Origin of the sequence: Maribacter forsetii DSM 18668, from assembly GCF_000744105.1 — a bacterium.
Taxonomy (GTDB): domain Bacteria; phylum Bacteroidota; class Bacteroidia; order Flavobacteriales; family Flavobacteriaceae; genus Maribacter; species Maribacter forsetii.
This window is the reverse complement of sequence record NZ_JQLH01000001.1, coordinates 2,968,818-2,981,175: the sequence shown is the minus strand read 5'-3', so window position 1 is coordinate 2,981,175 and position 12,358 is coordinate 2,968,818. Positions and strand designations below refer to the sequence as shown.

Genomic DNA, 12,358 nt, shown 5'->3' with positions numbered 1-12,358 from the left:
TATTGTTTTTAGAAGTACAAGTTTAATTGTATTTTGCAAGGATGAAATTATAGATAGTACATATTTTTTTATATGCTAAAATGTGAATTTCATTTAATATAATCAATTTAAATGCGAAATCATTATAATATTGATGGTTTTGTATATGTTGAAACTAACACTCTTGAACAACTAGAACATGAAAAAATTTATTAAAATTTGCGTACTCGGCAACTTTTTATTCACCGCATTTGTAACTGCACAAGCTCCAAAATGGGAAAATCCGGAGTGGGAGAATCCAGAAATTTTTCAAATTAATAGAGAAGAGCCAACAGCATCTTTATATCGTTATGAGAATGTGAAATCAGCTTTAGCAAATGAAAGCTGGGAGAATTCCTCTTTTTATCGGTCTTTAAATGGTGAATGGAGTTTTAATTATGCGGCAAGTGTACCAGAGCGCCCAACTACATTTTTTAAATCAGAATATGATACATCTGGTTGGGATAAAATTACGGTGCCATCTAACTGGGAACTAAAGGGTCACGGTACACCTATATATACAAATGTGGTATATCCTTTTCCTAAAAATCCGCCATTCATTCCTCACGATATCAACTCAGTAGGTAGTTACAAACGTAGTTTTAAAATTCCTGAAAACTGGGAAAGCAAAGAAGTGTATTTACATTTTGGTGGTGTAAGCGGTGCCATGTATGTTTATGTTAACGGACAAATGGTTGGCTATAGTGAGGGTAGCAAAACACCTGCAGAATTCAATATTGGTAAGTACCTAAAAGAGGGCGACAATGATTTATCTGTACAAGTATTACGTTGGTCTGATGCGAGTTATTTAGAAGATCAAGATTTTTGGCGTTTAAGCGGTATTGATAGAGATGTCTATTTGTATGCCACTAATAAAGCGACTATTAATGATTATACTGTGGTGGCAGATTTAGATGATACCTATACGAACGGTAAATTTAGTTTAGATTTAGAATTGGCAAATACGGGCAAAAAGCAAAAAAGTGCTCAAGTAGAAGTTACGTTATTAGATGGGACACAAGAAGTCTTTAAAGTAAATCAAAAGGTGGATATTGTTGAAGGTTCGACTACAGTGAAATTCGCGCAAGAAATTCCCAATGTAAAAACTTGGAATACAGAGATGCCAAATCTATACACGCTACTATTTACATTGAAGGATAAAAAAGGAAATGTTACCGAAGCGATCAGTTCTAAAATAGGATTCAGAAAAATTGAAATAAAGAACAATCAGTTTTTGGTTAATGGTATGCCTGTATTGATCAAGGGTGTGAACCTACATGATCATGATGAGGTTACCGGTCATGTGATTAGCGAAGAGGTTACCTTGAAAGATATGCAGGTAATGAAGCAAAGTAATATCAATGCTATTCGCTGCAGCCATTATCCGAAGAACGAGTTTTTCTATAGAATGGCAGATAAATACGGATTTTATGTAGTTGATGAAGCCAATATTGAAATTCATGGCATGGGAGCTACCAACCAAGGTTTAGACGGTGATGAAGCCGCAATTGCCATTCACCCGGCATACCGACCAGAGTGGAGAGAAATGCATTTAGACAGAACCATTAGAATGTTCGAGCGTGATAAAAATTACACGTCCATTGTAACATGGTCTTTAGGTAATGAAGCCGGTAATGGCAAGAACCTTTTTGATACTTATGATTGGCTGAAAGCAAATGACCCCACCAGACCTGTACAGTACGAAGGAGCGACAAATTTCTCCAATACGGATATACAGGCACCTATGTATGCAAGGGTAGATCAAACAATTGCCTATGCGGAAAATAACCCAAAGCGACCTTTAATTCAATGCGAGTATGCCCATGCTATGGGAAATAGCGTTGGTAATTTACAGGAGTACTGGGATGCTATTGAAAAGTATGATGTATTGCAAGGCGGATTCATTTGGGATTGGGTGGACCAAGGTTTAAAAGCTAAAAATGAAGACGGAGTAGAATTTTATGCCTTTGGAGGAGATTTAGGCGGAGCCGAATTACAGAATGATAATAACTTCTGCCTGAACGGTTTGGTTGATCCTGATCGTTCTGCGCATCCGGCTTTATATGAGGTGAAGAAAGTATATCAATATGTGAAGTTTACATCGGAGGATCCGAAATCTGGAAAAATCAGTCTAAAAAATATGTATGATTTTACGAACCTTTCGGAATATAATTTTTCATGGAGATTGTTAGAGAATGGGGTAGAAGTAGGTAAGGGAAAAATTGCTGATGTCGATATCGCCCCGTATGAAACTAAAGAAATTCAAATAGATTTACCGGAATTAGAAAATACAGGTTCTGAATATCATTTGAATGTGTATATGACCACAAAGAAAGAAAGTGCCATAATACCTGAACACTATTTATTGGCGTATGAGCAATTTCAACTAACGGATTTTAAACCATCTGTTTTCGAAGAAAATATTGACGGATTAAAAGTGACTAAAAAACAAGATATCATTACCGTTATAGGAGACGGATTTGAAATCGGTTTCAATAGTAAAGACGGTACATTGTCTTCTATAGATTACGGACAAGGAAATCTTTTGCAAAAAGGACCTAATGTTAATTTCTGGCGTGCACCAAATGATAATGATTACGGTTACAACATGCCAAAATTGCTAAAACCTTGGAAAGATGCTACCCTAAATCAAGAATTGACCAAATTAGAAATCAATTCCAATGAAGGCAAGAAGATTTTAGATGCCATGAAGCTTACCGCTAATCCGTTCAAAATTAGAAATGATTTACAATTGAATGCCACATATAGTTTACCTGCGGTAAACGGAGAGGTGACTGTAATGTACATCATCAATGCTAAAGGCGAAATATTGGTGAGAACTAAGCTTACAGGTATTAAAAGCGACTTGCCAATTATACCAAGATTTGGAAACAACCTGATTATAGATAACAGTTACGATAAGGTAGAATGGTATGGTAGGGGAGAGCATGAAAATTATGTAGATCGAAAAACGTCTGCTTTGGTCGGAGTTTATGACGCCAAAGTATCCGATTTATATTTTAAATATATTCGTCCGCAAGAAAATGGAAACAGAACGGATATTAGAACTTTGTCATTTGAAAATAAAGATGGGCAAGGAATAAAAATCACCGCTCCGGAATTGTTTTCTTTCAGTGCCCACCATCAATTAAATTCAGATTTTGATGAAGGAATGCAGAAAAGACAGCAGCATACATACGATATACCAACAAGAGACTTGATCAATATTAATATAGATCACAGTCAAATGGGTGTTGGTGGAGATAATAGCTGGGGATTATTACCAATGGAAAAATATCAGATAAAACCGGAAAACCTTTCTTTTGATTACGTAATTAGTCCGATACGTTAAATTCATAAAATATATCAGAATTTAAATAGGAGAAAGTATATTTAGGGTATGAATAAAAAAGTACAGTTTTTAGGCTTGGGTTTGATGTTATTAAGTATGGTTAACTGTAAGCCAGAACCGAAGAAGAACGAAGCGAAAAAAGAAGTAAAAACGAAGGTAGAAAACCCTGCTCCTGTAGTTGAACATACAGTATTAAATAAAAAACCTGATGGTGTTACCACGCCAGAAGGCATGGTCTGGGTTTCTGGAACAACTTTTAAACAAGGAGCGGTAAACGGCGATAAAATTGCAATGGATCATGAAAAACCGGCTATAGATGTTATAGTTGACGGATTTTTTATGGACGCCACAGAAGTAACAAACGCACAATTTGCAGCATTCGTAAAAGCTACAGATTATGTAACGGTTGCAGAAAGGGGAATAGATTGGGAAGAGTTAAAAAAGCAAGTGCCTGCTGGTACAGAAAAGCCACATGATTCCATTCTAAAACCAGGTTCGCTGACGTTCAAAAAAGCAAAATCATCCGTACCTAATTTATATGATTTTTCTCAGTGGTGGAACTGGACCATCGGTGCGGATTGGAAACACCCAAACGGACCTAATAGTAGTATTAAGGGCAAAGACAATTACCCGGTAGTACAAGTATCTTATGAAGATGCCCTGGCATATTGCGAATGGGCAAATAGACGTTTACCAACAGAGGCAGAGTGGGAGCTGGCATCTAGAGCAGGTTCTTATGGTACTATATATAACTGGGGCGATGATGTATCTGTTTTAGAAGAAAAAGCAAATACCTGGGAGGGCGAATTTCCGGTAGAAAACACAATTGCGGACGGTTTTGAGTTACGAGCCCCGGTAAAATCATATGCACCAAATGCTTACGGTCTATATGATATGGCAGGTAACGTTTGGGAATGGACGAGTGATTGGTATAATACTAATTACTACAAAGAAACAAAAGCTACAAATACAATATTGGTGAATCCTAAAGGAGCAGAAAGTCCGTTTACACCAAATAATCCGCTAGCAAAAGAACGTGTAATTAAAGGAGGTTCTTTCTTGTGTAGCGCATCCTATTGTGCTAGTTACCGAGTATCGGCAAGAATGGGGTCTAGTATGGACTCTTCTTTAGAACATACCGGGTTTAGAACTGTGGCAACAGTGGATATGATTACTGAATAATAGCTTAATCTATGCAGTTGAGAAGTTGATCTAACTCCACTATCTTCGCTCGGCTAATAGGAATCTTTTTGTTCTTGATTTCTATGAACTCGTGGTTGTAGCGTTCCACCATTTTTAGGTTAACGATGTACGATTTGTGAATTCTAATAAATTTATCGGCTTCCAATCTTTCGTTAAACTTACTCATGGTAGATAGAATAACGTAATTACGTTCTTCTGTCACCACCTTTACATAATCGCCCAAGGCTTCAACGTACAAAATACCGTGTACATTAAGTTCTATTTGTTTAAGATTATGTTTTACCACCAATTTACTTTCTGGCTGTTTCTTTTTGGCAGATTTGACCTTCTCTATAGCTTTGGTAATTGCAGCATCAAAACGTACATTGCTATAGGGTTTTAAAAGGAAGTCGGTTACATTATATTCAAATGCTTCAAGCGCATACTTCTGATTTTGACTGGTGATAATCACCTGCGGCTTTATTTCTAATCCGGCTAAAAATTCAAAGCCGTTCATTATCGGCATCTCAATATCAAGAAATAATAAGTCAATATTCGAACCATTTACCTCCTTTAAACTATCCGCATTTGCACTAGTGGAATGTAATAGCTTTAAGTTTTTATTTTTCGAAATAATCTGTTCTAGAAGCTTCCTTTGAGTGTTGGAATCCTCTATTATAGCGCATTTAAAGGTTTTCATTCAATAATCATATAAGTTCAATTATACATACGTAAAGAATGGGGGATAGTTCTTTTTCTTAAATTTAATAATATCTTAAAATAAGAAAAACAGGCGAAAAATAGTGAATACTTATCTTCATTGCTAATTATCATATAAAAACTTTTGATAACTATATTGTAAGTTTTTCACTCAAAAACCTACTTTTGTTGTAGATGAATTAAAGAACCACTTGATATTATGTCTGATAAAATAGAACGTGTAAAAACATTGATTATAGGATCTGGCCCTGCAGGGTATACAGCTGCAATTTATGCTGCCCGTGCAGATTTAAAACCTGTAATGTATACAGGAATGGAGCCGGGAGGCCAATTGACGACTACCACAGAAGTAGATAATTTTCCAGGGTACCCAGAAGGTATAGATGGACCTACTATGATGGTACAATTGCAACAACAAGCTGAACGTTTTGGTACGGAAGTTAGAATAGGTATGATTACCTCAGTACAGTTTTCAAAAGAAAAAGGAGGTATACATAAAGTAGTTGCCGATAACGATAAGCAAATAGAGGCTGAAACTATTATTATTTCAACCGGAGCATCTGCCAAGTATTTAAATTTACCTAGTGAGCAACGTTTACGTGGCGGTGGGGTATCTGCTTGTGCGGTTTGTGACGGCTTTTTTTATAAAGGACAAGATGTAGCAATTGTTGGTGCCGGTGATACAGCAGCGGAAGAAGCTTCATATTTAGCAAACATTTGTAATAAAGTAACCATGTTGGTTCGTAGAGATGAAATGAGAGCTTCTAAAGCAATGCAGCATAGGGTAAATAGTCTTCCTAATATTGAAGTTCGATATAATACCGAAGTTGACGAAGTTTTAGGTGATCAGGTTGTTGAAGGTTTACGCATGGTAAATAATAAAACAGGTAATAAAGAAGATATAGCAATTACAGGATTGTTTATTGCTATTGGTCATAAACCGAATACGGATATATTCAAAGGGCAATTGGATATGGACGAAACAGGTTACCTAATTACAAAAGGAAAGTCTACCAAAACAAATTTACCAGGTGTTTTTGCTAGTGGCGATGCACAAGATAAGGAGTACAGACAAGCGGTGACAGCTGCAGGATCAGGTTGTATGGCGGCATTGGATGCAGAACGCTATTTAGCATCTATAGGTTCTGTTGAAGAAGCAGTTGCTGATAAATACTAGTATTTAAAAAGTAAAAGTATGAAAGAGCCCATTCAAATGAATGGGCTCTTTTTTTTATGTTCTAAATTGAGTTAATCTATTCTAATATAATTTTCAGAGAATGTTCTGTTACCTTCTTCATCTAAGCTAATTTGACTAAATCTATCATTACCAAGTTGAAGTTCAAAGGTGAAAATGCGCATGGTATCCATAGCCTGGATCATTTCATTATCTCCGTATTCCAAAGTTTCCATGAGTTGGTCATCTGTGATATCATATGTGCCGTAACCAAATCTACCTACTTTGTCTACTGGTACATATCTAGACCACATAATCTTACCGTTGTAGTACATTTTAACCTGTCTATACCCATCTGCTGTAGGTACGGTGTCAATAACTTGTTGTCCGTCGTAATTATAAAAACTTTCTAGCTCCCAAGTTCCTTGTATGGTGTGCATGTAGTTTTCATTGATAGAATTTGTAGAGGCTGCTGAAACCAATATGAGCATCAACAATACCAAACCTATAATTTTTTTCATAGTGATAAGGTGTTAGTTAATAAAAGAGTTGAATGTGTAGTAAAAAGATACGAATTAAATATCAGAATTTAATAAAAAATATACACTAATATTAAGAATAATATAATGATATATAGGTAATTATAATAATTACTATAGATTTGGAGAGTATGAGTTAAGAATAGCGCAAAGGTTTAAAATGTCTGTTTTTGTGTGAGAAGCGCTTAAAACTATACGACTCATTAAGGAATCATTTTCTGTAGGATATCTAAAGTTGGTTACTATAATACCATTATCTTCTAAATAATTGGCTAATGCTTCATTTTGAAAATTAAAGGTAGGGTGCCCTTTTGCAGATACAAAAAGTGAGGAATCTGATAATTTTGATATGAAAAGCTCGGTATTCTTATATAATTGAGCTCTTTTAGAACTGATAAGTTCTTCAGCATCCTTCAAAGTTGCTAAAGAAGAAGGTGTTGCGGGACTTGCACCTCCAAAAAACTGTGTATTTTTTAACGCATTAATTATATTATTACTGCCAAGTATCGCTCCGGCTTGAATCCCAAATCCTTTACCTAAAGAGCAAGAAACCAATAGCTCCTTTGGTTGAAGTGTTTGTAAAAACCTAAAACTGCCACCGGCATCTTTTCCGGTAATTCCAATTCCATGAGAATCATCTACGACTAGAATAGTATCGGTTAAGTCGAGATTTTTAAGGAAGGAATAATCGGGATAATTATCGCCATGAAAGTCAATACTATCTAGAAATAGTACTGGAGATTTCGAATTTTTTTTATCGAGGGCAAATTCTATGTCGTTCCAATTTTCAAATACTTCCTGTTTGTTTCTGTATAATGCCGAGTGTGTATTAGGGGCATAGAATAACTGATAATCGTTATTACTGAAATAATCACAAACCAATTGTCCTGCTAAATACCCAGAGGACATGGTTACACAACTTTCACTACCCGCTATTTCTGCTAGGTGGGCATCAACTTCATCAAAGATGGAAATTCTAATATTAGATTTACGGGAAGCACTGTAAGCTGTGCCATATTTTTTGATGTTCTTGATGAATATGGACTGGAAATCAGCATCGGTCTGTAATCCTAAATAGGAGGTACCACCAAAGTATAGGTATTCTTTACCGTTTATGACAATAGTTCTATCAGGAAATTCATCAATCGTAAACATCAATCTAACAATTGTATACCGCTACCGGCAAGTTTTGAGAAAATAACTTTACCGTCAGGTTCAATATGAACGCCCGTTGCAATATCACTTTTTAATAACAAAGCACCATCCATATCCACATAATCTAATTGCGGAATCAACTGCGCTATAGCTGAAATGCCTACGGTAGATTCTGTCATGCAACCCACCATAACACTAATACCTAATTCCTTAGCCTTTTTTATCATACGTAGGGCAGGGGTGAGTCCACCACACTTGGTCAGTTTAATATTTACACCACTAAAATGTAGCGCACATTTTTCAACATCGCTTTCTACAATACAACTTTCATCGGCAATTACGGGTAACACACTATGGTGCATGACCTCTTCCATACCAGACCAATCATCTGCTTTTAATGGCTGTTCTAAAAATTCCACTCCCAAATCTTTTAAAAGCGGAGCGTTAAAAATAGTTTCTTCTGCCGTCCAAGCACAATTGGCATCTATTCTAAAGATAGCATCTGTATGTTTTCGTAATTCGCGAACAATAGCAACATCATCACTAGTGCCTAATTTTATTTTATAGATAGGCCAGGGCATCTCCTGCATTTTGGCTAACATAACGTCAATTGATGCAATACCAATAGTGTAATTTGTGGTGGGGTATTTTTCAATACTGGTACCCCAAATTTCATATAGCGGCTTACCTAGTAATTTTCCATACAGGTCATGAGCAGCCAAGTCTAAAGCGCAGATAGCAAAGTTTGATAATCCTTTACTTATTAAAAATGCATGAAAGACTTCTGGCTTTGTGAAGTCAAATGCTTCTATTTCAGAGGATATGGCATTGATTTCATCCATCATACTCTGCGTGGTAATTTTGTAATACGGATTAGAGGTCGCCTCTCCATATCCTGTTTTTCCGTCTAAAGATAAAGAAGCAATCATAGTATCTTGAAAATCATGAGATTCTCTTGAAATACTGAAGGTGTGCTTTAATGGTAATGTATATTTCTTTAAGTGTACTTGCATACTACTAATATACAGATGAGTTCATTAACTAAAAAATGAAAACCCGCAGATATTTCAGCGGGTTTTAAAGTTGAATTGATTGATGTGATTTTTAGTATTTGTGTACGCTACCAGAAACCGATTTGTTCTTTTGAACAGAAGGATCACCTTTGTATGATATATTAGCGCCACTAGAAGCTTCAGCTGTTAAATTGTCCGTAACATCAATGCTAATATTTGCACCACTACTGGCATCTGCATTAGCTACTAAAGTTGTTAAGTCTTTAGCTCTAATATTTGCTCCGCTACTTGCGTCTACATAAACTTCTTTTGCTGTACCTTCTAAAGAGATATTTGCACCGCTACTGGCATCTATATCCATATTGGTAACAAGCACGGTTGCATTGATAATGGCACCGCTACTGGCATCTACCTCTAATTTATCTGACTGAATTTTATTTTCAGTAGTTAAGTGAGCTCCACTAGATGCACGTAAGCTGGTTACATTAGGCATGGTCACGTATACTTTTTTGGTTGCTCTACCAATATTCTCAATACTGTGAATTCTTAATTTTCCGTTTTTAATATCGGTACCGATCAAGTCAATGATATTTTCATCTGCCTCAACCGCAATATCAAAATCAGATCCTTGGGTAACAAATACTTCTAAACCTTCAGAACTGGAAACTTCTGTGAACTCACCGGTAATTTCCCTGGTTTCTTCAACGACTACGCCATTGCCTTTTTCGCCAGATCCAAAATCGCCGAAGTTAATGTCAAAGCCACAAGATGAAAGTAATAGGGCTAATACGAGTGCTACTGTTATTCTTACTAAAGTTGTCATGATTGTTCGTTTTTTGATTGATTAATATGTTATGATGATGTAAAAATGATTGTTTTTCTATTCTCTTACTACTATTAAATACTGAATTGTTGTTTTAGATGTCTGAACTGTAATTAATTGATACTATCGTTTGTGTCAACCTTTACACCGTTCTCGTCTAACTTCATTTTAAATGATTCGCCATTATCGTTAACGTCAATGTCTATTCCATTTTCGTTGATGATGATTTTTCCTTTATCACCATTATCGTTGATATTAATGTCGATACCATTTTCATTGATGTTGATGCGATTAGAGCTGTCGTCATCTTCATCTTTCATTTCAATAAAATCAGGACAGTCTAGGCATTCAAGCTCTCCGCTTTCGGTCATTTTCCAGATATAGCCTTCTAGACCTTCAACATCTCTATCAGTATTAACGGTCGTAATCCAATCTCTAGAATTTGTCTGGTCATAAGTTAAAATAGTACCTACCGGTAAAAATATGTTTACACGAACTTCTTGATCTTTAAACTTAGGAACCTGTGTGGTTAAAAAGTCATCAAAAGAAATCGTATTGCCGCTTACTTCATATTCATATACGATCTGACTGGCGATATCCTTTGCTTCTCTATTAGATGGGCCGTCCGCTTCTTTTCTAACTTGAACACGAACTAGGGTATCTTTAGATTTACGAATACGAAACCTTACATCATCAGAAACCAAAACTTTATTACCAGCTTCGTCATAAGAAAGAAAAGTATCTCCCAGATTCATATCATTTTCATGGTCATACTCGTCCGTAGAAACCAATCTAATGTTCAAAGTATCAGTTGGTATTACTGTTGTAATCTCCTCTTCTACAGATGTGCTACCGGTATATGCGTGTGCTGCAGCTTCTCTAATGCCGAATATGACCAAACATATAATTGATATCAACCATAAACCCAATAAAGAGAATTTAGCAACCGTACCAATAGACTTTAAGTTGTTTACCAATATTTTTAATCCTAAATACATTAAGAAGAAAAACGGAATGCCAATGGCAAAAAATGCCAATAACGATACTACCCAAATAGGTAGGTTGGTAGAGTTTACAACATTGTAAAAGTCAATACCAGGTACATGAATGATATCTAAAATACCAACGGTGAACATGCCTACAAAAAGACCGATCAATGTTGCGGCACCAATGATAACCAAAAGTATACCAATGAATTTACCAAAGATTTTGAATAGGAACATTACAATATCACCAAAGGTGTCAAAAATTGTTTTACCTCCTTTTTTGACGGTGTCGCCTACTTTTTCATAGTCCACACTTTTTACACGATCCGCTACGTCATCAAAACCCTCTTTAACTTTACGCTCAATATTACTGATATTGACCGTTTCACCGCTCATATCTAATTTTTGAGCCGTAGTTTTAGCTTCAGGAATAAGAATCCAAAGAAGACCGTAAATGAAGATAAATCCGCCCCATGTAAAAATGGTCAAGAAAATCCAAAGTAATCTAATCCACAATGGGTCAATACCAAAGTAATGTGCTAAGCCTGCAGATACACCCGCAACGTATTTCTTTTCTGTATCTCTATATAATTTTTTTACTCTTTCTTTAGTATAAGCAGACTTGGTTTTAGGTTCATCTTCAAAGATGTCCTCATCTACCATATAGTCTTCTGGTTGCCCCATTATGGCAATAACTTCATCTACTTCTTTTTGCGTGATAACCTGTCTTTCATTCTCTAATTTGTCATGAAAAAGTTCGGCTATACGAGCTTCTATATCGGCAATGATTTCATCGCTGCCCGGTGTGTTGGCAAAAGAACGTTTCACAGATTCTAAATACCTACGCATTATATTGTATGCCTCTTCGTCTATATGGAAGAGCATGTTTGCTAAATTTATATTTACTGTTTTGTTCATGATTAGCTGTTTTTTGAGTTGGTTACCAGGTTGGTGGCTTTTCTTAATTCGTCCCAAGTGGTATCTAATTCTTTAAGGAATATTTTACCAGTCTCGGTTAATGTATAGTATTTTCTTGGCGGTCCAGAAGTAGATTCTTCCCAACGGTAGTTCAGAAGTCCTGCATTCTTTAATCTGGTCAGTAGCGGATAAATAGTACCTTCCACTACAAGCATTTTAGCATCTTTTAGCGTAGCTAAGATTTCAGAAGCATATTTATCATGCCCATTTAAAATGGACAGGATGCAATACTCCAAAACCCCTTTACGCATTTGTGCTTTTGTATTTTCTACATTCATAATCTCTTTTTGCTTTTTATGCAGTCCCGCTTTCCCGGGAGATTGCTCCATTGTCTCTGTTGTCTGCATAGGTTAACTGTTCGTTTTTTGTTCGATGAATAAACATCCTGATTGATTTTTGATTGATTAATAAACTCTTA

10 protein-coding genes are annotated in these 12,358 nt (G+C 36.0%); 3 read left to right on the top strand and 7 right to left on the bottom strand.

What is annotated here, in order from left to right; all coding sequences use genetic code 11:
* Window positions 1–178 precede the first annotated feature (178 nt).
* Both P177_RS12820 and P177_RS12815 read left to right on the top strand, forming a co-directional pair.
* A complete protein-coding gene (locus P177_RS12820) occupies window positions 179–3,370 on the top strand; it encodes a glycoside hydrolase family 2 TIM barrel-domain containing protein (protein WP_036155345.1) in 3,192 nt (1,063 codons plus the stop codon).
* Between the two features lie 48 nt (window positions 3,371–3,418).
* Window positions 3,419–4,552: a formylglycine-generating enzyme family protein gene (locus tag P177_RS12815; RefSeq protein ID WP_036155343.1), complete on the top strand. Its 1,134-nt coding sequence runs from the start codon at window positions 3,419–3,421 to the stop codon at window positions 4,550–4,552.
* Between the two features lie 4 nt (window positions 4,553–4,556).
* On the opposite strand, the gene P177_RS12810 is transcribed toward P177_RS12815, so the two are convergent.
* A complete protein-coding gene (locus P177_RS12810; protein ID WP_036155341.1) occupies window positions 4,557–5,252 on the bottom strand; it encodes a LytR/AlgR family response regulator transcription factor in 696 nt (231 codons plus the stop codon).
* Window positions 5,253–5,471: 219 nt separating this feature from the next.
* Here P177_RS12810 and trxB point away from each other — a divergent pair, with 219 nt between their 5' ends.
* Window positions 5,472–6,449: a thioredoxin-disulfide reductase gene (gene trxB, locus P177_RS12805; protein ID WP_036155339.1), complete on the top strand. Its 978-nt coding sequence runs from the start codon at window positions 5,472–5,474 to the stop codon at window positions 6,447–6,449.
* 71 nt (window positions 6,450–6,520) lie between these two features.
* Here the strand turns inward: trxB and P177_RS12800 are convergent, their stop codons facing one another.
* From P177_RS12800 to P177_RS12775, 6 genes are all read right to left on the bottom strand, one after another.
* Complete coding sequence (locus P177_RS12800) at window positions 6,521–6,967, bottom strand: hypothetical protein (RefSeq protein ID WP_036155337.1); 447 nt, start codon at window positions 6,965–6,967, stop codon at window positions 6,521–6,523.
* Between the two features lie 132 nt (window positions 6,968–7,099).
* On the bottom strand, window positions 7,100–8,140 hold the full coding sequence (locus tag P177_RS12795) for an aminotransferase class I/II-fold pyridoxal phosphate-dependent enzyme (protein WP_036155335.1): 1,041 nt from the start codon (window positions 8,138–8,140) through the stop codon (window positions 7,100–7,102).
* Window positions 8,140–9,153 (bottom strand): dipeptide epimerase, encoded by a 1,014-nt coding sequence (locus tag P177_RS12790; RefSeq protein WP_036155333.1) that lies wholly within the window; start codon window positions 9,151–9,153, stop codon window positions 8,140–8,142. The genes P177_RS12795 and P177_RS12790 overlap by 1 nt, the downstream gene beginning before the upstream one ends.
* 91 nt (window positions 9,154–9,244) lie before the next feature.
* The gene (locus P177_RS12785; RefSeq protein ID WP_036155331.1) at window positions 9,245–9,976 is read right to left on the bottom strand and encodes a head GIN domain-containing protein; all 732 of its coding nucleotides are present in this window, start codon (window positions 9,974–9,976) and stop codon (window positions 9,245–9,247) included.
* Between the two features lie 113 nt (window positions 9,977–10,089).
* A complete protein-coding gene (locus P177_RS12780; protein WP_036155330.1) occupies window positions 10,090–11,880 on the bottom strand; it encodes a PspC domain-containing protein in 1,791 nt (596 codons plus the stop codon).
* A gap of 2 nt (window positions 11,881–11,882) precedes the next feature.
* Entirely contained in the window at window positions 11,883–12,218 is a 336-nt protein-coding gene (locus P177_RS12775) for a PadR family transcriptional regulator (protein ID WP_036158368.1), read from the bottom strand.
* Window positions 12,219–12,358 lie beyond the last annotated feature (140 nt).

Excerpts from the sequence above, each read along its gene's own strand:
- P177_RS12820 (WP_036155345.1), top strand. The coding sequence starts at position 179 with ATGAAAAAATTTATTAAAATTTGCGTACTCGGCAACTTTTTATTCACC.
- P177_RS12815 (WP_036155343.1), top strand. The coding sequence starts at position 3,419 with ATGAATAAAAAAGTACAGTTTTTAGGCTTGGGTTTGATGTTATTAAGT.
- P177_RS12810 (WP_036155341.1), bottom strand. The coding sequence starts at position 5,252 with ATGAAAACCTTTAAATGCGCTATAATAGAGGATTCCAACACTCAAAGG.
- trxB (WP_036155339.1), top strand. The coding sequence starts at position 5,472 with ATGTCTGATAAAATAGAACGTGTAAAAACATTGATTATAGGATCTGGC.
- P177_RS12800 (WP_036155337.1), bottom strand. The coding sequence starts at position 6,967 with ATGAAAAAAATTATAGGTTTGGTATTGTTGATGCTCATATTGGTTTCA.
- P177_RS12795 (WP_036155335.1), bottom strand. The coding sequence starts at position 8,140 with ATGTTTACGATTGATGAATTTCCTGATAGAACTATTGTCATAAACGGT.
- P177_RS12790 (WP_036155333.1), bottom strand. The coding sequence starts at position 9,153 with ATGCAAGTACACTTAAAGAAATATACATTACCATTAAAGCACACCTTC.
- P177_RS12785 (WP_036155331.1), bottom strand. The coding sequence starts at position 9,976 with ATGACAACTTTAGTAAGAATAACAGTAGCACTCGTATTAGCCCTATTA.
- P177_RS12780 (WP_036155330.1), bottom strand. The coding sequence starts at position 11,880 with ATGAACAAAACAGTAAATATAAATTTAGCAAACATGCTCTTCCATATA.
- P177_RS12775 (WP_036158368.1), bottom strand. The coding sequence starts at position 12,218 with ATGAATGTAGAAAATACAAAAGCACAAATGCGTAAAGGGGTTTTGGAG.